The sequence below is a fragment of the Gilliamella apicola genome (genome assembly GCF_003202655.1).
GTDB classification, from domain to species: domain Bacteria; phylum Pseudomonadota; class Gammaproteobacteria; order Enterobacterales; family Orbaceae; genus Gilliamella; species Gilliamella apicola_R.
On record NZ_QGLR01000009.1, the window covers coordinates 445,565 to 471,260 of the forward strand.

A 25,696-nucleotide genomic window follows, 5' to 3' on the forward strand; every position below is an offset into this window, starting at 1 on the left:
ACCTTGTGTTATGAAAATCTCAATAATAGGCTCTAATTATATACTAAATCGAGCTCATTGTGCCAATGTTGACGTGGTTTAAAAAAAGTTTAATCAAATCAATAGAGAATATTGCTAAAAATTGATTATCAAAATCAGATAATTAACTGTCAGATATTTTTTTAATTTTCAAAGGTTAAACCGATTTGATATAACTGATTCTTTTTCAGTCCATATATTTCAGCCGTTATTGCCGCAGCTTTTTTCAATGGTAACTCTTTGAGCAGTAGCTTTAGCGTATTAATTGCTTTTGGATCAATTGCATCAGCAGTTTTATTATTACCCTCGACAATCAGTACAAATTCCCCTTTTTGGCGATTACTATCTTCCTGTAACCAATTGATCAGATCTAATATGGAGAAATTGACGATAGTTTCCCAAGTTTTAGTTAGCTCTTTGGCTAGCACGATCTGTTTATCACTTCCCCAAATGGTTTGCATATCCTGCAAGGTATCTAAAAGTCGATGTGTCGATTCATAAAAAATCATCGTTCTTGGTTCATCTAGTAATGTAGTTAGATAATCTTGTCGGGCTTTTGTTTTGGCGGGTAAAAATCCTTCATAACTGAATTTATCAGAAGGCAAACCAGAAGCAGATAGCGCTGCGATAGCAGCACAAGCACCGGGAATAGGTACCACATTAATATTATTTTCACGGCAAGCTTTCACTAAATGATAACCAGGATCATTAATTAATGGTGTTCCTGCATCCGATATTAATGCAATTGATAAACCTGATTTTAGTTTTTCAATCAATAGTTGTGACTTTTCTTGCTCATTATGATCATGTAAGGCGAAGAGTTTGGCTTTAATTGCCAAATGTTGTAAAAGTAGTCCACTATGACGGGTATCTTCAGCGGCAATTAGATCAACTTGTTTAAGCGTATTAATGGCACGCAGTGTAATATCTTCTAAATTACCAATAGGGGTTGCAACAATATATAGAGTCATTATTTCAGATTTTTGTCGATTTTAAGCACGAAATATACTATACCAAACATTGATTGTATATACTGTTAATAGCGAAAATCGCCTTAGCGGCAATCAATTAATTAAGAGTATCTTTTAGATAATTGTTAACTTGATTATTAATTGGCAGATTTAATGCTGGTTAATAATTATACTTTTGCGTTTAATTATACTATATTATGTGATAATAAATTGCGAATTTTGATGAATTTCTAGCTTTTAACTAATAAATCAGCATTTTTAGAAGTGATTTTATTGATTTAGCTTATCAGTAATTAATATAATAGCAATTTGTTATAAAAACGATAAAATATGTTTATTAAAACTATACGAATTAATGAAAGGTGTAATTGTGAAAAAAGTTATCACATTAAGTTGTTTAAGTCTGATGATTGCTGCGTGTACGCAAACTAATCCAGCAGAAATAGAAGATATCTCTGTTAGTCAGGGCTCTTCAACCTCATCGGTTTATTCTAAGCCGCCTAAAGATATTTCTACTGGTAGTCGAGGGGCGTCCTCTTCGACTTATCCTACAGCAACAACAGCTTCTCGTTCTTCAACGGCGACTAGCTCTAACCCTGATCAAGAACAAGTTGTTACATCTACTGAGCGTATTGTTTATAATCGAGATTATAATAATATCCCTAAAGGGGGATATAAAGGCGATACCTATACTGTTAAACGAGGTGATACATTATTTTATATTGCTTGGGTAACTGGTAATGATTATCGTGCACTAGCTGCTAAAAATAACATTAAAGAACCTTATGCAGTTAATGTAGGTCAAGTACTTGATGTAAGTGGTAGTACCACGATTGTTAAAACTAAAAAAACTACATCAACTCCGGTTAAAACGACAACTGTTCAAACGACAACAGTTAAAACTCCAAGCGTAGAAACTACTACGGTTGAAACAATTAGCGAACCAGTTTCTCAACCGACAACACCAGCTAAGCAGCCAACTCAGACCAGTACAACAACTAATGTGGCCAATATTAGATGGCAATGGCCGGCACAAGGGAAGATTATTGAAAAATTTTCAAACTCGACTAAAGGTATTGATATTTCAGGTGTTTTAGGTGATAAGGTGGTTTCTGCAGCTGATGGGCGAGTGGTTTACTCTGGTAATGCATTGCCTGGTTATGGTAACTTAATTATCGTGAAACACAACGATGACTATTTAACAGCCTATGCGCATAACCAAACTATTTTAGTTAAAGAGCAACAAAATGTTCGAGCAGGTGAACAAATTGCCACAATGGGCGCAACCGGGACCTCATCAGTAAGATTGCATTTTGAAATTCGTTATAAAGCGCAATCAGTCGATCCATTAAAATACTTATCAAATTAGTAAATATTTTAAATAAATAAAAATGATTAAAACATTAAAAATGTACTAATTAAAACGTACATTTTTAATGAAAACCAAATTCATTTATCCATTTTATTTTATGTAACAAAGGAGTTATATTCATGGCAGTAAAAAAATTAGTTCTCATTCGTCACGGAGAAAGTGTTTGGAATCAGGAAAACCGTTTTTGTGGTTGGACTGATGTTGATTTATCTGACAAAGGTAACAAGGAAGCTGCTGAAGCAGGTAAATTATTAAAACAAGAAGGTTTTACATTTGACTATGCATATACTTCAGTATTAAAACGCGCAATTCATACATTATGGCACATTCTTGATGAAGTTGACCAAGCATGGTTGCCTGTTGAAAAGAATTGGAAATTAAATGAACGCCATTACGGTGCGTTACAAGGTCTAAATAAAGCTGAAACTGCTGCTAAATATGGTGATGATCAAGTTAAATTATGGCGTCGCGGTTTTGCAATTACCCCTCCTGCGTTAGAAAAATCAGACGAACGTTTCCCTGGTCATGATTCACGTTATAGCAGCTTACCTGAATCAGAGTTACCTTTAACTGAAAGCTTAGCATTAACTATTAAACGTGTACTTCCTTACTGGGAATCAACTATTGCCCCGCGTGTTGCAAAAGGTGAACGTGTTATTATTGCTGCTCACGGTAACTCTCTTCGTGCTTTAGTTAAACATTTAGACAATATCAGTGATGATGACATTATCGATGTTAACATCCCAACTGGTGTACCTTTAGTTTATGAATTTGACGACAACATGAAAGTGGTTAAGCATTATTACTTAGGTAATGCAGATGAAATCGCAGCTAAACAAGCAGCGGTAGCCAACCAGGGTAAAGCAAAATAGTTTTTTTACCCACAAAAGGTAAGTTGTAAAACTTACCTTTTATTTTTCTGATAACGATTATTACTATTTATTTTTTGAGACGCTAATTTTGTCAAAAATTTATTATATTTATGGCGTGATGAACGCTGGAAAATCTACTGAATTATTACAAATCGATCATAATTATTTAAGCAATAATATGCAGACACTATTACTTAAATCATCGGTCGATACAAGAGACTCGGCTGTTGAAATTGTCTCTCGACTGGGTTTACGTAAAAAAGCATTACAACTTGATGATAATACTGTTGATGATATCATCGAACAGATAAAACGAAATAACTATGCTTGTATTTTGATTGATGAAAGTCAGTTTTTATCCTCTAAAACCATCTGGAAATTATCTGACGTATGTGATGAATTTAGCGTTCCAATGATGTTCTTTGGTCTAAAAACAGATTATATGGGACACTTATTCGAAGGTTCCAAAACACTATTAGAAATAGCTGACAATTATAGAGAACTGAAAACGGTTTGTTGGTGTGGTAAAAAAGCCACAATGATTCTTTTAGAAGGTGAAAATGGACAAATAGTTAAATATGGGAATTCGATACATTTAGGAGATAGCGAATACCATTCAGTTTGTCGGAAGCACTGGAAAGCAGGGCAAGTCAGACCAAATTAACAAATATACTTGTTCTTGATGGATTAATATTAAAAATAAGGAATTAACTCATGAAACTTAGAAAGCTCTCGTTAGTTACTGCTGTGGGATTAATCTCATGTTCTGTTAGTGCACAACATTATGTTATTACAGATACCGATTTACAAATTAGAAAAGGTGCTTGGGTTGTTAAAAATACTGACATTAACCAAGATGCACCGACATTTTTAATAAGAAATACTGTTCTTAGTGGCGGATTGCAAAATGACTCTGAAGTGTTAACTATTCAAAGTGATGGATTGACCATTAGATTAAGTCCAACTCGCGGTTTGGGTATCTTGTCTGTGGAAGGTGATGGTATTCGTTTAGGTTGGAATTCTCCAGTTAAAGAAGTTGTTAATCCACAGTATATCAATTTAGAAAGCCGTGGTGGTAATGGTTGGCTAGAAGGCTTTAATGAAATGCTGGTTCGTTGTGGTTTTGAATGGACAGGTCATGCCGTACAAGCTGATGGTATGTTGTATACCCTTCATGGCCGGGCGCAAAATACTCCAGTTGCAAAATTGTTTGTTGATATTGAAGATAAAGCTCCATATACCATCACCGTGAGTGGTCTAATCCAAGAAAAAGCTTTCAAAAAAAGTAATTTAGAAACTTGGGTTAGACTTAGCTATGTTCCTGGTAGTAAAGAATTTATTGTTCATGATACAGTGACAAATAAAGGCGATTATCCTAAAGATTATCAAATTATTTATCACAGCAATTTTGGGACGCCAATTCTTGAAAGGGGGGCAAAATTTGTTGCACCAGTTAAAGAAATTTCACCATTTAATGATTATGCAATAAAAGGTCTAAAAAATTGGCAAACTTACTTAGGACCAACTAGAAACTTTGATGAAATGGTCTTCAATATTTATCCTTATGCCGATGCAAAAGGGCAAACTCAAGTTATGTTAGCTAATAAGGTGGGTAATAAAGGGGTAGGTATTTCATTTAATACCCGCGAATTACCTGTGCTTACTTTATGGAAGAATACTGATACATTTAATCAAGGCTATGTAACAGGTATTGAACCAGGTACAAGTTTCGCTTATCCAGTCACTATAGAACGTGAACAAAAGCGTGTTCGTCAATTACCACCAGGAAAAAGTGCTAACTTTACCTTAAAATATAGTTTATTATCGAATAAAGAAGCAGTAAGAGCTTACAACAACGCTATCAAAACGATTCAAGGGGATCAAAAAACCACAGTTGTTGACGAACCAATGGCTCTAGAATAAGTCATACTCAATATCACCACTGACCATGTAGTTGGTGGTGTATTCAACTCTTTTAACATTTTAAATTCCTATCCCCACGAAAGATAATGTTATCTATTACAGCTTAATCTAAGTTAAAATAGTTAGCAAATTCTAACATTAGACTTAACAGTAGGAATTGAAATGACTGTGAGAAGGATAATAATTGGCATAAGTGGTGCAACGGGCTTTGCTTATGGTATAAAAGCTTTAGAGCTTCTCAACCCCATGGATCTTGAAACCCACCTCGTTATCTCTAAAGCAGCAAAAATCACAGGAAATTACGAGCATTCTAAATCCCAATTGGCCCAATTAGAATCCTTAGCCGATGTCGTCTATACTGTTGATAATATTGGTGCCGCAATCGCTAGTGGGTCATACAAAACGATAGGCATGTTAGTCGCACCTTGCTCGATGCGAACTCTGGCAGCAATAGCTCATGGTTTATCCGATAATTTATTAACCCGTGCTGCGGATGTTGTCTTGAAAGAACGCCGTCGTTTAGTTTTAATGACGCGTGAAACACCATTACATTTAGGGCATATTAAAAATATGGAAATGGTGACATTAATGGGCGGTATTATTTTTCCACCTGTCCCTGCGCTATATCAACACATCGAAAGTATCGATGATATGATTACTCACAGTGTTGCCAGAGCACTTGATCTGTTCGATATTGATGTGCCTAGTTTACCACGCTGGGGTGAAGATCTGCATTTAAATCAAAAGTCTGAATAGTAGAATGAAACTCCCCGATGTTAAAATCATAAAATTTATTCAACAGCAACATGTCTTAAGTTTAAGTGTGATATTAGCAGAACATCAACCATGGACATGTAATGCATTCTATGTATTTGATGAAGAAAATTGCTGCTTATATCTCTTATCAGAATTAAAAACCAAACATGCACAAGCGATGTTAAAAAATCCAAATGTCGCCGGTACAATTAGTATTAGTCCAAAATCGGTCGCTAAGATTCAGGGCATTCAATTTTCAGCTAAAGCTGAACTACTTACTGAAAATCAGGCAAGCCATGCCTATAAGCTCTATTATCACGCTTTTCCCTTTGCCAGAGTGATGAAAGCTCCGATTTGGTCAATATGTTTACAAGAAATTAAGATGACCAGTAACCTAATGGGTTTTGCGCATAAAACTTATTGGCAACGTAGTGAAGTGCTTTAAGACGATGATATTTCGGTTTCGCCATGATCATCGTCTGGTTAATTACGATTTATACTATTACTGGTCTAATTTTACTTAGCCGGAATACCTTCTTCATATTCAGGGTAACCATCACAAATAGTATCCCAATTTGCTTTTGAACCGGTATATACATGAATACGTTTTTCAGCATTAATCGGTTCGTTAATCAGACCTATGCGCAAACGATAAGTACTAGTATCATTATCTCGACTAGAAAAAATATGCGAACCACATTTACCACAAAAATGGCGATTAACGCCAGCGTCGGAATAGACTTTGATATTCTCTTCGCCTTTAATAAAGGTTAAATCTTCTTTATTAACCACTGTAGCCGAATTAAAAGCCGAACTAGTTTGTTTGCGACAACGTGAACAGTGACAAAAAACTATCGCTTTAATATCACTATTAAGTTGATAGACAATGTCACCACACAAGCAATTACCGGTCATCATAATTAATTTCCTTATATTATTTATAGCATTTACTATCTATTATCGCATTTTACATGTAAATTATTAAATAATATATTAATAACTAAGTAATTAACATAATTCAACAAAAACACAAAAAAATTTGAGAACGGAACAATTAATCTAAAGTAAGTTTATTAATTCATACATAACCATTTGGTAAAATCAACAGTTTTATAGTCAAGCTTTTAATGATCAAATGTTGAAATATTATGCTATCATCCTGACGTAAAAAATGGACAGGATATCGCAATGAAAATTGAATCGCTTAAAATAGAGAATGTCGGTGGTATATCTAACCTGACATTAGATAAATTTCATCCAAATTTGAATATCATTTGTGGTGAAAATGGTATTGGGAAAACTAATATTTTAGATTCAATTGCTCATTGTTTCTCTATGCATTCAATTTCTATTTTAAGAGAAAAAGCAGATTCAAAAAATGGTTTTATTGACATAAAAAACGACGATATGCCTGAATCTTCATGTAGATTTCGAATTCAGTATTCTGAGTTAAAAGATAGATTTGATAATAATTCTCCTTTTTTTGGGAGACCCATTAATTCTTATTGTAGAAATCCTGAGAATTTAATATATTTTAAAACAGAAAGATTATTCTCCCACAAATTGGTAGAACAATTAAATATTCATGATTTAAAAAGGGATCATTTATGTAATTTAGATGGCGTTTCAATTGATTTAGCAAAAGATTGGTTTATTAAAAATGAATTATTATCATTTCAAAAATATACAAAAGATAATGATAAAAATTCAATTGAATTGGCTAAAAGAGCATTTGGTCTATTAAACCAATCGTATACATTTTCTGCACTTCGTCAGGATATGGAAATTTATGTTAACACTCCAACTGGCGTTATCCCTTATGAATATTTATCTTCTGGATTTAAAACATGCATTTCTATTGTATGGGGAATCATCAGAGAAATTCAAATCCGCTTTCCTGATAGAGATGTAAAAGATTTTAAAGGTGTAGTCTTAATTGATGAAATAGAGCTACATTTACATCCAGAATGGCAAGGAAAGATTTGTAACACTTTAGTCACTTTATTTCCTGAAATTCAATTTATTATCACAACACATAGCCCTCATGTTATTCAGACAGTAGAGGCAGATCAAGTTATCGCATTGTCAGGACAAGATGGTTATTTAGAGAAAAGAACCTTAGATATTGCACCAAATGGATTTAAAGGTTGGACAATCGAAGAAATTCTCATGAATGTAATGGGAATGAAGGACACTAGAACGGAATGGTTTAGAAATAAACAAAAAGAATTTAACGAAGCTTTAGATTTAGATAATGTTTTGAAAGCTAATAATATATTTAAGGAACTTAAAGAAAAATTACATCCGAATAGTACTGATTTGGCATTGTTTCGTTTTCAATTAGATATGCTTAATGGACGAAATAAATGATTAAGATCGAGCGAACGCCTTGCCCAACTTTTTTGTCAATTGAAAAAGCTAAAGAATTAACTAATAAATTTAGAGAAACAGATAAATCTGTTTGGAAAAACAAGAAGTTAAAAAATGCGTTACTTGAAATGTCCAATTATAAATGTGCTTATTGTGAGACTAGATTAGAAATTAAAGATTCTTATATGGAAGTTGATCACTTTCATCCTAAAAGTCTTTATCCGTCTGAAGTATTATGTTGGAATAATTTATTACCATCTTGTAAAAAATGTAATGTAAATAAAAGGGATCACGATCCAATAAAAGAACCTATTATTAATCCTTGTGAAGATGATCCAAAAAGGGACTTATGTGTTGAAGGAGCTAGACTATATCCTAGATTACATTCAGCTATAGGAAAATCAACAATTGACACTTTGGATTTGAATAATAATGCTAGATTGGTAACTCCAAGATTTGAACTTTGTAATTTAGTTAAGAAAGAATTAGAAGAATTACATTATAATAATATTATCGATTGTGCTTTTCGTAACAAGTTTAAAGGATTATTGTCTGCATGTTCAGCAGATACACCTTTTTCAGCCTTCACATCAAATACTCTCCATAATGATTCTTATTACTCAGAAATTAAGGAAAAATTAAAAAGTAATAACTTATGGAGTGATGAGTTAGATGAATTAGATAAAGCTACAAAAAATTTAGCATTAGATTCTCGATAATAAAATATTTATCGTATTTCTATAATATATAAAAAAGGCACTAATAATTAGTGCCAATAATCGAATATTACTAAAATTTGCCATTTTTATAGTTTAAAAATGGACTGCATTTTACACGTTAACATTTCTCAACAAAATAGCGCATTATGCGATTATCAGCCGTTAATTCGGGATGGAATGAACAGACTAAAATATTATTTTGTTCTGCCATCACACAATGATTATCAACAAACGCGAGTTGTGTTACTTGCTTAGCCGTTTTGGCAATATAAGGTGCTCGAATAAAGACGGCTGGAATTTGTTTACCGATAGGAGCAATATCTAACATGGTTTCAAAGCTGGCGATTTGCCGACCAAAACCATTACGTTCGACAGTAATATCCATTAAACCCAGTTGTTCAACCTCATTATGCTGAGTTGCACTACCACAAAGCACCAATCCAGCGCAGGTGCCAAAGATACCTTTACCTTGTTTAGCAAAAGTTTGGATTGGTTCAAATAATCCATTTTGTCTAATTAAACGGCTAATAGCGGTCGATTCACCGCCGGGAATAATCAAACCATCAAGCTGGCTTAATTGCTCGGGTTGCTTAACTGTTATTGGGGTCACCCCATCAAGGCTGGCGAGCATATTTAAATGCTCACTTACAGCACCTTGTAAGTTAAGCACACCAATGGTTTTACTCACCTTTGAAGTCATTACCAACCCCGATCTTGCATTCTTTCTGATTCACTTAATTTGCTGATCTCAATTCCTTTCATCGCTTCACCTAGTCCTTTTGATAGTTCAGCCAATCTTGGATAATCATCAAAATAAGTGGTGGCTTGAACGATTGCTTTGGCAAATTTTTCTGGATTTTGCGATTTAAAAATACCCGAACCGACAAATACACCATCTGCACCAAGTTGCATCATGAGTGCTGCATCAGCAGGTGTCGCCACACCGCCAGCGGCAAAATTAACCACAGGTAATTTTCCAAGTTGTTTGATTTGTAATACTAACTCATAAGGTGCACCAATTTCTTTAGCAAATGTCATCAGTTCATCTTTTGATTTGCCAACCACTAGACGAATTTGCTCATTGACACGACGCATATGTCTTACTGCTTCAACAATATTGCCAGTTCCTGGTTCACCTTTGGTGCGTAGCATCGAAGCTCCTTCCCCAATTCGGCGTAATGCCTCACCTAAATCACGGCAACCACAAACGAAAGGTACGGTAAATTCATCTTTTAATAAATGATATTGTTCATCAGCAGGGGTGAGCACTTCGCTTTCATCAATATAATCCACGCCCATTGACTCTAAAATCCGCGCTTCAACAATGTGACCAATTCGTGCTTTGGCCATCACCGGTATAGTTACCGCCTTCATTACCTCTTCAACGATAGTTGGGTCCGCCATTCTTGCTACGCCCCCAGCAGCACGAATATCGGAAGGAACACGCTCTAAAGCCATTACTGCCACAGCACCAGCTTGTTCAGCAATTTTTGCTTGTTCGGCATTAACGACGTCCATAATCACGCCGCCTTTTTGCATCTGCGCCATTCCACGTTTTACAGTTTGTGTACCTGTTTTCATTGTTACTCCTGAATTGTTAGCTGTCTAGTCTGGGGAATATTATTCAGAATTAAATCACTGCAATAAACAGCCAATTGGACTATAATTAACCCATCCAATTTTGCGTTTAAGGTAATAAGTTCTATAAAACTTAATTAATAAAAGATGTGGAATAAACAAAAATTAAGCCCTTTTAGTGGTGCCTTATTTAAAAAAGTCACGCAATTGATTGAAAGCTATATTGAGCAAGGGGTGTTAGTAGCTGGCGAACGATTACCATCTGAGCGTAATTTAGCCAAGGAACTACAAGTTAACCGTTCAACTATTGTGCATGCGCTAGATATCTTGACTGAACGAGGAATTTTAGTACGTAAGGTGGGCAGTGGGACTTTTGTTAATGAACAAAAATGGGGGCTACAAGTTTATTCCACTATTAATTGGCGATTGCCTGCCAATTTTTATCAGCATCGTAACAACGTCTACCAACAAAAAGTGGTACAGGTTCGGCAACAAATGGCGCATATTTGTGATTTAGCTAATGGTGATTTGCCAACCAATATGATCCCTAAATTGATATTACCTCATATCACCTCTCATGAAATGGTTGCTTATGAAAAGCAGAGTGACAGGTTGCAATTGGGATTACCTTCACTCAAACAGCAAATAGCCAACTATATGTCAACGCAATTTGCTATGACAATTGATACTGATCAAATCTTAATAACCTCAGGTACCCAACAATCACTATTTTTAATTACCCAAGGATTATTAAAGCCCGGTGATGCAATAGGTATTGAATCACCTTCTTATTTTTATTCGTTGCCCCTGTTCCAAGCAGCCGGTGTTCGGCTTTATGGCATTGAATGTGATGAAGAGGGGATAACCTTAGAGAGTTTACAAAAAGTAGCGTTAGAGCGGCAAATTAGATGGTTATTTCTAAATCCAATATTTCAAAACCCTACTGGCTGCGTGATGAGTAATCCACGAAAAAAACAGATATTGGCCTTTTGTCGGCAACAGTGTATTGGTATTGTTGAGGATGATGCTTATAGTGGATTAGCCTTTGATGCAAAGGTTAACATTGCACCAATAAAAAAATTCGATACCAGTAATCAAGTGGTCTATTTAGGTTCATTATCCAAATATATTGGTCGTAATATACGTATTGGGTGGATGATTGCTCCCAAGGAAATCATCGAAAAATTAGCCAATATACGGCACTATATAGATTCTGGATTGAGTATATTACCGCAACTTTTAGCCGAAGAGTATTTAACTCATCACTATCAAACCCATCAAAAATGGTTACGGCAACAACTAAAACACAAAGCCAATCAACTAATGGCTTGGTTCAATGACTATTTCAAAGGAGAGATTACTTACCAAATACCTACCGGTGGTTTTCATTTATATGCTCATTTACCCGTTAACAGTGCCGCACAAGAGTTGGTGATTTTAAACCAACTGTTATCCAAACATATAATTGTGTCCCAAGGCATTGAGTTCGGGGATAATTTTGGTTCAATACGATTAAGCTATGGACATTTTAAAGAAAATCTGATTTGATTACGCCTACCAAGCTTTTCGTTGGTCAAATTATTATGGAAAATTCAAAAACCGCTTTATTATCTACAAACAAATTATTGCTCATTGCTGGCACTGGTTGGCTTTTTGATGCAATGGACGTGGGATTACTCTCCTTTATTTTAGCTGCTTTAAAACAAGATTGGGGGCTAACACCTTCACAACTGGGTTGGATAGGTAGTGTAAACTCAATTGGTATGGCTGTTGGTGCCTTTTTATTCGGTATTTATGCCGATAAAAAAGGGCGCAAATCCGCTTTTTTATTTACTTTACTAATGTTCAGTATCGCCAGTGGCTTAAGTGCTTTTGCTTGGGGACTGGGTAGTTTACTGATTTTACGATTCTTCATTGGTATGGGCTTAGGTGGCGAATTGCCAGTAGCATCAACGCTAGTGAGTGAAAGTGTTGAACCTGAAGTACGTGGTCGCGTCGTGGTGTTACTCGAAAGCTTTTGGGCTGTAGGTTGGATTTTGGCCGCGTTGATCGCTTACTTTTTAATTCCTCTACCGGCTGTCGGTTGGCGTGGCGCAATGATCTTATGTGCAATACCGGCTTTTTATGCGCTTTATCTACGCTTTAACTTACCTGACTCACATTCATATCAATATCAAGATCATAATGCTCAAAAAGAGCCAATCATCAAGAAATTACAATCGCTCCTATCAAGCTCATTTCGTCGTCAAACGATAATGTTATGGATAGTTTGGTTTTGTGTGGTATTTTCATATTATGGCATGTTCTTATGGTTGCCAAGCGTGATGATGCATAAGGGTTTTGATATGGTAAAAAGTTTTGGTTACATTTTTATGATGACTTTAGCGCAATTACCGGGTTATTTTACTGTTGCTTGGCTGATCGAACGAGTAGGGCGAAAATGGGTATTGATGGCGTATCTATTAGGAACCTTGATCAGTGCCTATCTATTTGGTATTGCTGATTCAATTAACCAACTGCTTATCTGTGGTGCATTATTATCATTCTTTAATCTAGGCGCATGGGGAGCAATGTATGCTTATACCCCAGAACAATACACTACGAATATTCGCGCAACAGGTGCCGGTATGGCGGCTTCAATTGGCCGAATTGGCGGCATATTAGGTCCACTGATGGTGGGATTCTTAATGGCTAACCAAGTTAGTGTTAGCATGATATTTGGGCTATTTAGCTTATCAATTCTTGTGGCTATTTTAGCTATATTATTCCTTGGTAAAGAGACCAAACAAACTCATCTTTGCTAACGCATAAAAACCTTTTTCACTTTTTCAATTAAATTGAATGTTGAAAAAGGTTTATCTCTTAACTAGCCGATTATTTTCTTAGTTAACATGCTAGCAGCGGTCAGCAAATACGCTGTAAATTCAGCAATTCGTTCTTGCGGCATTTGAAACCTTATTCCTGAGGTACTTATGGCGGCGATAACATTACCATGTTTATCAAAAATCGGTGCTGCTAAGCAAGTTACTTCATCAAAATCTTCGCCATCGTCAAACGCCCAACCTTGTTTTCTTACGACTTGTAATGCCTTTTTATAATCAGTTTTAGTTGATATGGTATTTCTGGTTTTACTCGGTAATTGTTCATTAGGAAACAGCTCATCAATATGTTGCTCCGGTAACCAAGCTAACAAAACCTTACCCAATGCTGAACTATGTAAAGATAATCGGCGACCTAACCAACTTTTAATCTGTATTGCGTTATCGCTCTCAATTTTAGCTAAGTAGATTGCCGCATCGCCATCTAAAATACCTAAATGACAAGCTAGCTGAGTTTTATCTCGTAAAAACGAGAGTGGTTCGAGAGCTAAATCCTTAATATTAAATTGCTCAATCGCTTTGTTACCAAACTCATACAGATTAAGCCCTAAAAAGTATTTATTTCCTTTTTGCCGTAACAAACCATTAGTCACCATACTTTTTAAGATTAATGATGAAGAGCTTTGCGGTAACGAAAGCCCTTGATAGATTTGCGTATAAGTCATCCCGCCATTTTGAGCAATAAAATTCAAAATTAGAGCGGCTTTATCGATGGCTGGCGCTTGAGATATTTTACCCATACATTTACACCAATATATTGAAACCAATTTAGTCTAAATACATCTATAATTTTTTACAATGATTTATTAGACATATTTATGCTTTAATTTGGTGATCTCGATCACAATAACTAAAAAATATTATTGAGTAATTGGCAAATTGATTAAATAGTTAGTTGGTAATAACTGTTTATATATTATTTCAATATATTGGTGTAAAACATAAGGATCTTATTATGAAAAAATCCCCTAAATTCTCAGGAACCATTTGTCCTGCTATCACGCCATTTAACGCTAAAAATAGTGTTGATTTTGCCGCTATGGAAAAACATTACCAAATGTTAACCGAAGCAAAAATTAACGGTATTTTGGTGATGGGTACCATTGGTGAGTTTGCGACATTAAGCATTAAGGAACGATTAGCTATTATCAAACAAGCACAGCAATTCACTGACTTACCGCTAATTGTCAATGTATCTACCACCGTTGTTGATGACATGATCCGTTTAGCGGATGCGGCGTATGATGCAGGATATCCAGCGGTAATGGCTTTACCTCACTATTACCTATCACAAACAGCCAATCAATTGTATGAATATTACAAATATCTCGATTCGCGGTTTTTAGGTGATTGGTTTGTTTATAACTTCCCTGCGCGCACTGGCTGTGATGTTGATGCAAAACTTGTCGCAAAACTTATGCTAGATTGTCCTAGGTTTATTGGTATTAAAGATACGATTGATTGTGCTTCACATACCCGTTCCATTGTGCTTGCTTCTCAATCTATCCGTAAAGATTTCTCAGTATTTGCTGGTTTTGATGAATATTTTATTCCAAATTTACTTAATGGTGGTGCTGGGGTACTTTCTGGTCTAAATAATGTGGTGCCGGAGCTCTTTGCAAGTGTAATGAAAGCATTTAATGAGAATGATTTTCATCAGATCCAACTTCTACAAAAAGAGATTAGTCGTTTATCAAATATTTACAATATTGGTGATGATTTTGTTACCACAATAAAAACCGCAGTTGCTGAAAAACATGGTTACTTAAAAGCCAATTCAAGGAACTATGGTGGAGCATTGAATGATAAGCAGATAAATGAGGTAAAGCAATTATTTAAACTATAATGACTAAATAGAAGGTAACCGCTTTAGTAGTAAAAACCTTAATAATCTTACCAATAATTACATCAATTCATTATCAATGCTTTGTTGGTAAAATTAACGTTAAGCATTAACTAAACAACAACAGCAGCTCAATGCTGTTGTTTTAATGGTTAAAAAATAAAGCCAAGAATTTATCATTTTATTTACAAAAAATTATCTTACGCCCTGATATAACAAGGTTTAACTCCCTTGCTATCTATGTTAGATTACTTGCTCCATTCATTATTGAGCAGGTAGGTTGATTTTGAATCTTTCTCCAAAAGCTTTCCATTATTTGGGTGTCGTCGCAACGATTGCATCGTTAGGCATGTACGTATCCTATATCCCGCAAATTATTGACAATCTTCATGGATTTAAAACCAATCCGACACAACCTTTGGCGGCAGCAATTAACTGCTCTTTATGGGTCTGTTATGGTTTATTACAACAGAAAAAGGATTGGCCAATTGCGATAGCTAATTTTCCTGGTGTATTATTTGGTTTAATCGCATTTTTTACTGCTTTATAACATCTTTATATTATCTTTTTAATATCTTTATAACTTCTTGTTTAAATTTCTTGTTTTTTTTACAGCATAATTTAAAGGTTATGCTGTATTTTTTTAGCCATTATTGCTTAATTTTACTCAAATGAATTGTAATTTTTGTAAATTAAATTTAAATATTTTTGCCCCAAAATATAGAATACTGGTGAAGAATAAAATTTAACCAAGAAATTAAATTTATAATAATCATAATATTACATAGTTATCAACAGGTTTGTTAAATACTTATTAAGTAATGAAGTGGATAATTTCATCTTGGCATTTTTTAGAAAAAGCTAACTTATCTGTTTTTTTATTCAATTCGATCATTGTCATGCATTATTGATTAGATTATAGTTAAAGTCAGTCTGTTTTTTAGGCTGGATTCATCTTTGATATCAATAGAACGTAATGATGTCATTAATCTGAATTTAATTAAATTTGCATGGTTAGTATGACAAGTGTTACAGACATAAAATAAGGAAATCACCATGGCTGACATTAATCTTTCTGATGATTTAATAAAAGATTTTATTTATTCTATGTACCGCAAAGAAGTGTTATTAAATCTAAAAGGTGTGGTTTTGACGGAAGAAGATCGAAAACAACTTCATGAAAAAAGAGATTTTGTAAATAGACTATCTGAAGCCGAATTATCTGATATTCGAGCTTGGGTTTTAAATAAATTAAAATTACTTGAAAGCCAACATCAAGAGCGTGATTAAAAAAATTTAATCCTATTTATATTAGGCTAGCTTTTTCAACAATCTTGATAAGATATATTTGTTGCATCTAAGCAAACGATATGGAATGATCATATAATCGTTTTATAATATTTATTTAGATAATTTAAAGGAAAGGTTATGAAAAAGTTAGCGATAATGTTATTGTTAAGTTTTCCAGTGGTGGTATCTGCGTCTAATTGTGACGATATTAGAGCAAATATCGCCGAAAAAATCAAAAATAACGGTGTGCCTGAAGATAACTTTCAACTAACACTGGTTCCCGCAGATCAAGATATACAAGGTCAAGGGAAAGTAGTTGGTTCATGTAATGGTGGTAAGCAACGCATTGTCTATATTCGTGGTAAAGTCAGTTCATCATCAAATATACAATCTGTTAAAGATGAAACTAAAGCCCCAGTTGAGCCATCAACATCACCAAACTCAACAACGCCGCAGGTTGATGGCACTCCTAATAAAGATGTTGCACCTGTTACCAATTCATCTGAAAATGAGAAAATTCAATCAGTAGTCGAACCAACAGTAACCTCAACATCGGCAACAACTACTCAAGATACTACATCTCAATCAACTACATCTCAATCGGCTTCATCAGTTGAAAAAGCATCAGAGGTAAATGATTCCGTAGTACCAGAAGTTGCCCCTACAGATAATCAATCAATATCTGAAGATCAAGCAACCGATAATAAATCAGCAAATTAATTTTTAACATTAACAGTGCGGATAACCTTATATCATTAAAAATGAGTAAATTATCCGCATTAGCGATTTAATAAACTAATCATAGGCTGTGCGTTAAACACCAAAAATCTTCGTATTGGTTAGCTTTTGTCTTTTCTTACTAAAAACCAGTGAAGGGGAAAAAGGAATAGGACAATAATAAGCTTGCTTTTCCAACCAATAAGTGGAAAAGCAGATAGGATTTAATTTACAAAAGTTGTTGATAATTTTGCTTAGTCATATCATCCCAAACGCTTGCTTGGACTTGACCAATATGTTGTTGTTGTAGAAGTAGCATTGTTAATCGAGATTGCCCAATTCCGCCGCCAATTGTCTGCAAAAAATCACCATCGGCTAACGCCTTATGCCAAGCATATTGTAAGCGATCTTCATTATTGGTTAATTTTAATTGACGTTTTAACGTTTCAGGATCGACACGAATACCCATTGATGAGATTTCAAAACCACTATTTAACACCGGATTCCAAACTAAAATATCACCATTTAAGCCTTTCGAGCCCATCTCATTGTCACTGCTCCAATCATCATAATCCGGAGCGCGAACATCGTGTTTTTCATTGTTTGATAATTTACCACCAATACCAATTAAAAATACCGCACCCAACTCTTTAGTAATTGCATTTTCACGTTCTTTCGGTGATAAATTCGGATAGCGTTTTAACAATTGTTCACTATCCATAAAAGTGATCGTTTCTGGCAAAAAACAAGAAAGGTGATATTTTTCGGAAACCGCTTTTTCGGTTGCTTTAATCGCACTATAAATTTTTTCAACTGTATGCTTCAAATAAGCTAAATTACGATCTTCAGGACGAATTACTTTTTCCCAATCCCATTGATCGACATAAACCGAATGGATAGGAGAGAGTTTTTCTTCGTCAGGGCGTAGGGCCTTCATATTGGTATAAATACCTTCTCCAACTGGAAAATGGTGTTGGCTCAAAATTTTACGTTTCCATTTCGCTAATGAATGCACCACTTCAAATTGTGCATTTGGAATACTCTTAATATTAACTTGAACTGCTTTTTCAGTACCAGATAAATTATCTTGAACTCCATCACCAATTTGACTCAATATTGGTGCTTGAACTTCAATTAGTGAAAGGTTATTGGCTAATTGCTCGGCAAAAAAGTGTTTAACAAAATTGATCCGTTGTTGCTGCTCTTTAAATGATATCGTCATGTTTCATCTCAAAAAGTGAATTGGTTAGTGACGATAAATTAAACTAGAAAACAGAAATATGCAAGTCTAGTTAATCGAAGTGAATCACAGATGAAAAATTATTCTTATTATTCTCAAAATACGATAAGTATTCAAAATATTTTTAATTTTACCAGTTAGTTAAAAGAAAACGATTAGAAATGAATTAAATAGTTTGTATTATTCATAATAAAATATAATTTGTTTTTAAACCACCTTGCTTAATCTTATTGCATCAATCTTCTCAATTGGTAATCACATGGATTAATCACTTAAATTACTCATGCTTGTTAAATTGATGGTAGTTATCCCATTTTAATGAGTGTAAACATTGAAATATTTCAATTTTAATGCTAAAGACCATCAAATAATCAACAATTATCTAATTCTCCTTCTATCAACACATATAGATATTGACGAAAGATCGAATATAGATAATCCAGTATGGTTAAAATATCAATCAATCCTTTCTAATTTCATTCCATCATATTATACATAATATAAATCGCTTATAAGCTTAAAAACGTGCAAAATACAAATAGCTATTGGCTAAAAATAACTCATTAAAACTCAAGAAAAAATTTTTAAGAAATGTAGTTTTGCTGCGCAAAATCTGTTCTAAAACTTAATAAATTCCTTGTTCGAATTTTTTAAAACAACCAATTATCTCCGAATAAATTTTTTTATCATCAATATGCTTAAGTTTGTAAGAAAAGGTAGAGTGCTTATGCTTTATTTGGAATAGGGGTTATAAGATGCAATTTTGGTGTCTTTAGTAATCTTCTTTACGAAAGTTAACAATTAAATAGAAAAAAATGTTGCATCGTTTTTTTTCAGTCACTATACTTTTTCAACCGTTAAATGTAAACGGTTAGAATCTAGTTGATGAGTATAAAATCGCAAATAAATCAAAAGATTACTTGACAAGGCTGTCGAAATGGATTATAATTTTAAACACGAAACATGGCCAACCTATAATTTAGTTTCATCAAAGCTAAGTTCACAATCTTCACTCTTAACAATGGTTTATTTTTTATCGAGATTGCAAGGAATTGCACGAATTTTATTGCAATCGTTGCCTCGATCACCTTTATCCCAGCAGATCTTTTTAGGGTTATGGTTTGGATTGTCGGTAATAACTTCCTATTCTAGCCACGCTTTAACCTCTAAAACATCAAATATTATTAATGGTAATGCACCATATTTAACCTTCGATGGTGGTCGCTCACGAGCAACCAACACCGATGCTCTGTTCTGGATATCTCTTTCTAGTGGTCGAAAATTTACGCCTACAACCAATAATTCAAGTATAACCAATCCAATCGAATTACCTACAATTGGTGAGAGTTTTGCAGATATAGATATGTTAGTCCCAACTAATAGTGATTCTATTGCATTAAGTTTACTTATCGGTCCACCCTATAATTATTGGGGCGATGATGATGGTGATGGTCAGGGTGATGACGGTATAACGGTTACAGGTAATTTAATGTTAGCTATCTCTGATAAATATAATCAAACTGTTGCCCGTAATGAAGTGCTTACTGTTTGTAGGTCACCTTATAAATTGACCTTATCTAATACAGAAGGAACATTACAAACACGTTATGGTGTACCTAATGAAAGTCTTTTAAGTCAAAGAAATGTGACCTATTATGTTCAGCCTAAAGCATCACCTTCGGTCTGTTTTGCTAAACCAAATTTAAATGCTGGTACAGGTCCTCGCGCTGGTTTTGCTTGGATTTGGAACTCTGATAAGGGGTTTCTCACACAATCCGTTTCGTCGTATGGTTTAAATTTTCCTACCACAGGTGCTAATAATTTATATTTTGATTTAGATATAGTTGGTAGTGAAGCTTTAACTTGGGCTCAAGTTTCCGGTGGCGGTATTACTGCTACTATGACCAATTCAACAAGTACTAGCGTTCGCGTTACCCTAACTGGCCCAGTTGCTACCGACTCGCAATGGGAGTCAGATAATCCGGGTAATATCGATCAGCCATCTTTGCCTCAGGTATTTGAGTTAATAGGTCGAGATAGCCATGGTAATGCCATCGTCAAATATGGTTTTGAGTTAAAGCAGTGGTTTGTTAACCGCGGTGCTAAAAAAGGTTATGACTATTCTAGCATATCATCTTGGTGCCCTAATATTGGATACCGTATGCCTAAAGTTAAGGATTTAACTAATTCTAATGAGCGTGGATTAGGTGCCACGCCTTTATCAACGGGTAATTATTATCAGCGCCATATTGCTGCAGGTTTATTCACGGAGTGGGGCTATATGAAAGACTACCAAAATGCCAACTTCGCCACTTACGGCGGTTATTGGACGACCGATAACCAATTTGCCGTTTGGTCGGGTTCTGGTTGGTTGTATGCCGTTATTAGTCCAAGAAATAGCAATGGGCTTTGCGTCTATCCTTAGCGCTTTATTTCTTGCCTATTAGTTCTTAAACTGGAGTGGCATAAACAGTAAAAACTGAGTTAGTTCTCTTGGAAATATTTGATTGCTAGAGACAATTGAATTAATGAAATGGTTAATAAAAAACGATTTTAAGACTTAGCGTGTACTCATCGCTTCGAGTAGAGGCTATTTGGGGCGTAATGGTATTATTACCGCAAAAATAAAGGAATACATGTTTTGAAACTTTAAATTAACCCATTGCTAACCTTTTTTTTTAGTTAAAAATAAAATCATTAAAAATCATTGCATTATAATACAACTTAAAAAAAGGGTTTTTTAAACCCAAATTGCCCTTTGCCTTTTAGCAAACAATGTTTATAGTATGTCTTGTTCTAGTTCACTGCCGTGTAGGTAGTTTAGAAAAAAACGAAACATTGAGCGCTTACCATCACATCGTTCACTGCCGTGTAGGTAGTTTAGAAATTTTAAAACATAATCCTTAATTGTCTTAACCTGTTCACTGCCGTGTAGGCAGTTCTCCGTCTCTCAAAAAAATTGAGAAACGGGGTTTTTGTTATTCTAAGTTTATTCAGCAAACTTATTTTTATGATCATAACGATTATAGTGAATATCATCACTAATTAAGTAATTATAGATATCATCAACAATCTCTATGCCATTTTTTAAGTAATCGGCTTCACGTTTTTTGCTTCTTTCGCCGGGAAAGAAAACTTCACTAACGCCTTTGGCTGGTTTAGCTTGTTTTAGTTGGTCTAGCATAGCGGACATAGTTTGTTTAAAAATATCTAGGCCGATAAAATATTCAGGATTGATCACAATATGCAGATGACCGAGGTTTCGGCCTTTAGAGAGGTCGGCATACATTGATGAGACGTTTTTGCCAAATGGTAAGCCAAGTAGGATGCCAGAAAGCACATCTACCATCATCATTAAACCATAACCTTTGGCATCAGCGATTGGTAATAGGGCATTTACTTTGTAGGGATCAGTTGTGGGTTCACCATGTTCATCAACCGCCCAAGTTGGTGGAATTGCAGCGCCTTTAGATCTTGCGTATAAGACTTTTCCCCATGCTTGAACTGTGGTTGCCATGTCGAACGAAACAACTCGCTCATCGTTAGTCGGTGCAGCAAAAGCGATAGGATTAGTGCCAAAAAATTCTTCGGCGCCACCATAGGGAACGGCCATTGGGTCGGACTGGCACATGGATATGGCGACTAAGTTTTGTTTAGCAGCCATTTCAGTAAAGTAGCAAAGCGAGCCGCTATGCGACATTCGACGAATTCCTACCACGGCAACGCCATTTTTTTTTGCCATTTCTATCGCTTTGTCCATACCAACTTTAGCGGCAACTAAACCGCAACCATTATCAAAATCTAATATTGCTGACGATGGACCAGTCTGTTTATAGCTGACATTAGGATGGGCAGTCATGCCTCCTTTGGCAATGCGTTCAGCGTAGTATTCAACTCGTACGGCGCCATGTGAGTGAATGCCTCGTGCATCGGCAAATGCTAGCGTATCTGCGGCGATATCGGCATGCTCTTGAGTCAATCCCGCTTTATGTAATTTTTTGGCAATTAAGTTGTGTAGTGTTGGTCTATCTAGTCTCATTTTAAAACTCCTCGCCACGCTATCGGTTATGGCTATTTAGATTTTGCGCTATTGTGTGATGATGGTACCTTTGGTCTGTGCTAATAGCGATTCAATATCGGTTAAGTTGCCGATATAAGCGGTGTTACCGGTTTGCTGAACAAATTCAATGACTGATTTTATTTTTGGCCCCATAGCGCCGTCATCAATTGCCATTGGTTGTATTCGTTTAGTATCGACTTTGCCTAAAGCTGTTTGTTGTGGTGTTCCCCAGTTTTCATATACGGCATCAGTATCTGTTAAGATCATTAAATGGTCGGCTTTCAGTTCAATGGCGAGTTGTGCAGCGCTATGATCCTTGTCGATCACCGCCTCAATACCTTTGTAGCCCGATTTATCTTTAATTACCGGAATACCTCCACCACCATTGCAGATAACGATAGTATCTTGGTTGACAAGGTCTTTAATAGTATCAAGCTCGATAATTTTTTGTGGTTTTGGTGATGCGACTACTCGACGCAGGTATTTGCCATCTTGTTTAAATTGCCAGCCATATTGAGCTTGGAGTTTTTGTTGTTCTTCTGGTTGATATACAGGCCCTATATATTTGGTAGGCTCTTTAAATGAAGGGTCGTTACTGTCTACCTCGACTTGTGTTAATACACAGGCGACTTGGTTGACATTGTCATATTGCTGTAAGCTTTGCTTTATCATATAACCTAACATGCCTTGTGTTTGTGCAACTAGCACATCAAGAGGGTAAGCAGGTACATTGGGGTAACTAGCATTTTGTAGAGCAAGAAGTCCCACTTGCGGCCCGTTGCCGTGCACAATAACAAGTCGATATTTATTGGCTAATTTTGCAATAAATTTAGTGGTGCTGTTGATATTTTGATATTGGTTATCAATAGAGAGTAATTCGTTTCGTTTTGAAATCGCATTACCACCTAATGCTATAACTATCAGTTCCATACGGTGTCCTATATTATGTTTATTGTTTAGAGTTCCACATCACGATGGCAATCTTTAGAGTAGATATAACTTAATGGCTGCTGGCCAACGGCGTAACAAGCTTGCAAAGCGTAGGCACCCATAAAAATGTAGTCATCCTTTTTGACCGGTATCCATTGATTATCAAGCAGATACATACCTTCACCGCTAAGTAAATAGGCGCCATGTTCTTGTACATGGGTTTCGATATAGCCATGACTTGCGCCTGGTAGGAAAGTGAGAATATGGAAATTCATATCAAATCCGAGCTCTTTAGGCAGTAAGTCTTGGATGAATACGTTATCCATATTTTCATAATTTACCCGCTCAAGATGTTGAATATGATTGGCAATCACACGTGTTTGATATCCTGAAATAGGGTTATAGCGGCGTTTGTATAAAAATAAACGCGAGGAAGGCATCAAATTTTGTAAATAGAGTTTGACGCCTGCGGGGCAATAGATATAGCCACCAGTTTGTAGATGATATGTTTGCTCATTAGCTTTAGCACTAACTTCGCCTTCAATCACATAAGCAAATACTTCAATGCCATCATCACCAAATCCTTGTAAGTTTTGTCCACCTTGATACATGGTGAGAAGATAATCGACAAAAGAAGCTCCAAGTTTAGGCGTAGCTAAAATAGTAATGTCACAATTTTCAAAACCAGGAATTATATTTTTAACTAGACCATCTGGAGGGATTAAGGCAAAATTTTGCCGTTTGATCACTGCGCGTGAAGCTAATAGGTCTTTTGGGTAACCGATGTTATTGTTGATATATCCCATAATGATCTCCTTGGAACATATACTTGAGATTTTAGGCAAAATATGCCGTTAACATACTAATTTGAATCAACTATTTATCGCATTTCTTGTCGATAAATAGTTGCTAGTTTGCGTAATTAATTGGTTATGTGTTTACGCAAATTAATTACAAAGAATAAGGCTGTTGCAATAAATAAGATTGCAATAGCAACATAAAACCCTGTAATTTTGGTTCCTGTTATATCCGCTAATAAACCAGTTAATGGTGGGGCGATCACTGATGAACTCATACCAAAGAAATTAAATACCCCAAATGCTGTACCATAACTGTTTTTAGGCGCAATATCTGCCACATGCGAAATGAGAATCGGTTCAACCACAAACTTACCAAATAATCCATAAAGGATTAATCCCATTAATAATAAGGTGATGGTTGAGGATTGAACTGCCATTAATAGAGTCATCGCAGAGAGCAGTTCCAAGACAATGATAAAGAAAAGTCGTTTAGACCGAAATTTATCCGAAATTTTGCTGATAACCAACGCACCAGGAATGGCGGCGAAAGCCACTAATGATGATGCCGAACCGATACTACCGCCGGTAAAGCCACGTTCAGTTTCGAGAAAATTTGGTAACCAGCTTACCACCATGTAGTAGCCATAACATGTCGCAAAGTACATGATGTAACACGCTATCATCGGGCTAGTAAAAAAGTTGTTTTTTTCTTTTGGCGCAATATTTGTATCTGGTTTCTGCTGTTTTTTCTGAGCAATAACGGTTTTGACTGATGGTTCTTTGATAATGATCGCAAATCCAGCAATTAGGCAGAGTGTTAGCACAGCAATAATATAGAGCATATATTGCCATGGCATATCTAAAGCTTTAACTAAAAAGCTAGTCGATAATAAACACACCCCCATACCTAATGCGGCTCCAGTATTGATAATGGCTGAAGCAAAACTACGGTTTTCAGCAGGAATATTTTCAGCTGATAGGGACCAAGCCGAACCATAATAAGATCCACAACCAAGACCAGCGAGCAGACTACCGATGTAGATCATCGTCATAGTTTGTGCATTACCAATCATAATTGCCGCAATGGTAAAGAGGATAAAACCGGGAATGACGACAGCTTTTTTGCCATATTTATCGACTAAGATCCCAGCAGGAATTTGCATTAAGGTATAGGAAAAAAAGTAACAGCTAGCAATTAAACCAAGTTCAGTATTGGATTGCGGTCCTACAGTTTGCTGAATTTCCGGAAAAATTGCAGCTAAAACCGGACGATAAATCCACATGACTAACCAACCAAGGAATAGTAAAGCGACGATTTTATGCCAGTACTGAATGCCACCTTTTTTTTCTGTCATTTT

Annotated in this window: 25 protein-coding genes; 15 read left to right on the plus strand and 10 right to left on the minus strand. The window is 35.5% G+C overall.

Annotation, left to right across the window (positions count from 1 at the left end; genetic code table 11):
- Positions 1 to 161 precede the first annotated feature (161 nt).
- A complete protein-coding gene (rsmI, locus tag DKK70_RS06630) occupies positions 162 to 989 on the minus strand; it encodes a 16S rRNA (cytidine(1402)-2'-O)-methyltransferase (RefSeq protein WP_110433281.1) in 828 nt (275 codons plus the stop codon).
- A 406-nt stretch (positions 990 to 1,395) separates the two neighbouring features.
- Here rsmI and DKK70_RS06635 point away from each other — a divergent pair, with 406 nt between their 5' ends.
- From DKK70_RS06635 to DKK70_RS06660, 6 genes are all read left to right on the plus strand, one after another.
- Positions 1,396 to 2,358, plus strand: a complete 963-nt coding sequence (locus DKK70_RS06635; protein WP_375334974.1) for a peptidoglycan DD-metalloendopeptidase family protein — start codon at positions 1,396 to 1,398, stop codon at positions 2,356 to 2,358.
- Positions 2,359 to 2,480: 122 nt separating this feature from the next.
- A complete protein-coding gene (gene gpmA / locus DKK70_RS06640; RefSeq protein WP_110433283.1) occupies positions 2,481 to 3,233 on the plus strand; it encodes a 2,3-diphosphoglycerate-dependent phosphoglycerate mutase in 753 nt (250 codons plus the stop codon).
- Between the two features lie 88 nt (positions 3,234 to 3,321).
- A complete protein-coding gene (locus DKK70_RS06645; protein ID WP_146210852.1) occupies positions 3,322 to 3,897 on the plus strand; it encodes a thymidine kinase in 576 nt (191 codons plus the stop codon).
- A gap of 50 nt (positions 3,898 to 3,947) precedes the next feature.
- Positions 3,948 to 5,156 carry an aldose 1-epimerase family protein gene (locus tag DKK70_RS06650; RefSeq protein ID WP_110433285.1) on the plus strand — a complete coding sequence of 403 codons (1,209 nt, stop codon included), beginning with the start codon at positions 3,948 to 3,950 and terminating at the stop codon, positions 5,154 to 5,156.
- Positions 5,157 to 5,318: 162 nt separating this feature from the next.
- Complete coding sequence (locus tag DKK70_RS06655) at positions 5,319 to 5,912, plus strand: UbiX family flavin prenyltransferase (protein ID WP_110433286.1); 594 nt, start codon at positions 5,319 to 5,321, stop codon at positions 5,910 to 5,912.
- A gap of 4 nt (positions 5,913 to 5,916) precedes the next feature.
- Positions 5,917 to 6,357, plus strand: a complete 441-nt coding sequence (locus DKK70_RS06660; RefSeq protein WP_110433287.1) for a hypothetical protein — start codon at positions 5,917 to 5,919, stop codon at positions 6,355 to 6,357.
- Between the two features lie 71 nt (positions 6,358 to 6,428).
- Here DKK70_RS06660 and DKK70_RS06665 read toward each other — a convergent pair whose 3' ends face one another.
- Entirely contained in the window at positions 6,429 to 6,830 is a 402-nt protein-coding gene (locus tag DKK70_RS06665) for a GFA family protein (protein WP_110433288.1), read from the minus strand.
- 270 nt (positions 6,831 to 7,100) lie between these two features.
- On the opposite strand from DKK70_RS06665, the gene DKK70_RS06670 reads away from it, so the two are divergent.
- Positions 7,101 to 8,282, plus strand: coding sequence for an AAA family ATPase (locus DKK70_RS06670; protein WP_110433289.1), 1,182 nt, complete (start codon positions 7,101 to 7,103; stop codon positions 8,280 to 8,282).
- Complete coding sequence (locus DKK70_RS06675) at positions 8,279 to 9,001, plus strand: HNH endonuclease (RefSeq protein ID WP_110433290.1); 723 nt, start codon at positions 8,279 to 8,281, stop codon at positions 8,999 to 9,001. The genes DKK70_RS06670 and DKK70_RS06675 overlap by 4 nt, the downstream gene beginning before the upstream one ends.
- Positions 9,002 to 9,119: 118 nt before the next feature.
- On the opposite strand, the gene pdxT is transcribed toward DKK70_RS06675, so the two are convergent.
- Both pdxT and pdxS read right to left on the minus strand, forming a co-directional pair.
- Complete coding sequence (gene pdxT / locus DKK70_RS06680; RefSeq protein ID WP_219999704.1) at positions 9,120 to 9,689, minus strand: pyridoxal 5'-phosphate synthase glutaminase subunit PdxT; 570 nt, start codon at positions 9,687 to 9,689, stop codon at positions 9,120 to 9,122.
- Between the two features lie 11 nt (positions 9,690 to 9,700).
- Positions 9,701 to 10,582 carry a pyridoxal 5'-phosphate synthase lyase subunit PdxS gene (gene pdxS, locus DKK70_RS06685; RefSeq protein ID WP_110433292.1) on the minus strand — a complete coding sequence of 294 codons (882 nt, stop codon included), beginning with the start codon at positions 10,580 to 10,582 and terminating at the stop codon, positions 9,701 to 9,703.
- A gap of 144 nt (positions 10,583 to 10,726) precedes the next feature.
- Between pdxS and DKK70_RS06690 the strand changes: the two genes are divergently transcribed.
- Positions 10,727 to 12,127 carry an aminotransferase-like domain-containing protein gene (locus DKK70_RS06690; protein ID WP_110433293.1) on the plus strand — a complete coding sequence of 467 codons (1,401 nt, stop codon included), beginning with the start codon at positions 10,727 to 10,729 and terminating at the stop codon, positions 12,125 to 12,127.
- A 35-nt stretch (positions 12,128 to 12,162) separates the two neighbouring features.
- Positions 12,163 to 13,383, plus strand: coding sequence for an MFS transporter (locus DKK70_RS06695; protein WP_110433545.1), 1,221 nt, complete (start codon positions 12,163 to 12,165; stop codon positions 13,381 to 13,383).
- A 62-nt stretch (positions 13,384 to 13,445) separates the two neighbouring features.
- On the opposite strand, the gene DKK70_RS06700 is transcribed toward DKK70_RS06695, so the two are convergent.
- Positions 13,446 to 14,198 carry an IclR family transcriptional regulator gene (locus tag DKK70_RS06700; RefSeq protein WP_110433294.1) on the minus strand — a complete coding sequence of 251 codons (753 nt, stop codon included), beginning with the start codon at positions 14,196 to 14,198 and terminating at the stop codon, positions 13,446 to 13,448.
- A 215-nt stretch (positions 14,199 to 14,413) separates the two neighbouring features.
- On the opposite strand from DKK70_RS06700, the gene DKK70_RS06705 reads away from it, so the two are divergent.
- From DKK70_RS06705 to DKK70_RS06720, 4 genes are all read left to right on the plus strand, one after another.
- Positions 14,414 to 15,304: a dihydrodipicolinate synthase family protein gene (locus DKK70_RS06705; protein ID WP_110433295.1), complete on the plus strand. Its 891-nt coding sequence runs from the start codon at positions 14,414 to 14,416 to the stop codon at positions 15,302 to 15,304.
- A 283-nt stretch (positions 15,305 to 15,587) separates the two neighbouring features.
- The gene (locus DKK70_RS06710; RefSeq protein WP_258363435.1) at positions 15,588 to 15,851 is read left to right on the plus strand and encodes an SWEET family sugar transporter; all 264 of its coding nucleotides are present in this window, start codon (positions 15,588 to 15,590) and stop codon (positions 15,849 to 15,851) included.
- 506 nt (positions 15,852 to 16,357) lie between these two features.
- The gene (locus DKK70_RS06715; protein WP_110433296.1) at positions 16,358 to 16,591 is read left to right on the plus strand and encodes a hypothetical protein; all 234 of its coding nucleotides are present in this window, start codon (positions 16,358 to 16,360) and stop codon (positions 16,589 to 16,591) included.
- Between the two features lie 138 nt (positions 16,592 to 16,729).
- Positions 16,730 to 17,311 carry a DUF1161 domain-containing protein gene (locus tag DKK70_RS06720; RefSeq protein WP_110433297.1) on the plus strand — a complete coding sequence of 194 codons (582 nt, stop codon included), beginning with the start codon at positions 16,730 to 16,732 and terminating at the stop codon, positions 17,309 to 17,311.
- A 226-nt stretch (positions 17,312 to 17,537) separates the two neighbouring features.
- Here DKK70_RS06720 and asnA read toward each other — a convergent pair whose 3' ends face one another.
- Entirely contained in the window at positions 17,538 to 18,530 is a 993-nt protein-coding gene (gene asnA, locus DKK70_RS06725) for an aspartate--ammonia ligase (protein WP_110433298.1), read from the minus strand.
- A gap of 955 nt (positions 18,531 to 19,485) precedes the next feature.
- Between asnA and DKK70_RS06730 the strand changes: the two genes are divergently transcribed.
- Positions 19,486 to 20,973 carry a hypothetical protein gene (locus tag DKK70_RS06730; RefSeq protein WP_110433299.1) on the plus strand — a complete coding sequence of 496 codons (1,488 nt, stop codon included), beginning with the start codon at positions 19,486 to 19,488 and terminating at the stop codon, positions 20,971 to 20,973.
- 564 nt (positions 20,974 to 21,537) lie between these two features.
- Here the strand turns inward: DKK70_RS06730 and allD are convergent.
- The 4 genes from allD to DKK70_RS06750 all read right to left on the minus strand — a co-directional run bounded on the left by allD (position 21,538) and on the right by DKK70_RS06750 (position 25,693).
- Positions 21,538 to 22,587, minus strand: a complete 1,050-nt coding sequence (gene allD, locus DKK70_RS06735) for an ureidoglycolate dehydrogenase (RefSeq protein WP_110433300.1) — start codon at positions 22,585 to 22,587, stop codon at positions 21,538 to 21,540.
- Between the two features lie 48 nt (positions 22,588 to 22,635).
- Positions 22,636 to 23,538, minus strand: a complete 903-nt coding sequence (locus tag DKK70_RS06740) for a carbamate kinase (protein WP_110433301.1) — start codon at positions 23,536 to 23,538, stop codon at positions 22,636 to 22,638.
- Positions 23,539 to 23,564: 26 nt separating this feature from the next.
- Positions 23,565 to 24,344, minus strand: a complete 780-nt coding sequence (gene allE, locus DKK70_RS06745) for a (S)-ureidoglycine aminohydrolase (RefSeq protein ID WP_110433302.1) — start codon at positions 24,342 to 24,344, stop codon at positions 23,565 to 23,567.
- A gap of 116 nt (positions 24,345 to 24,460) precedes the next feature.
- Entirely contained in the window at positions 24,461 to 25,693 is a 1,233-nt protein-coding gene (locus DKK70_RS06750; protein ID WP_110433303.1) for an MFS transporter, read from the minus strand.
- Between the last annotated feature and the right edge of the window lie 3 nt (positions 25,694 to 25,696).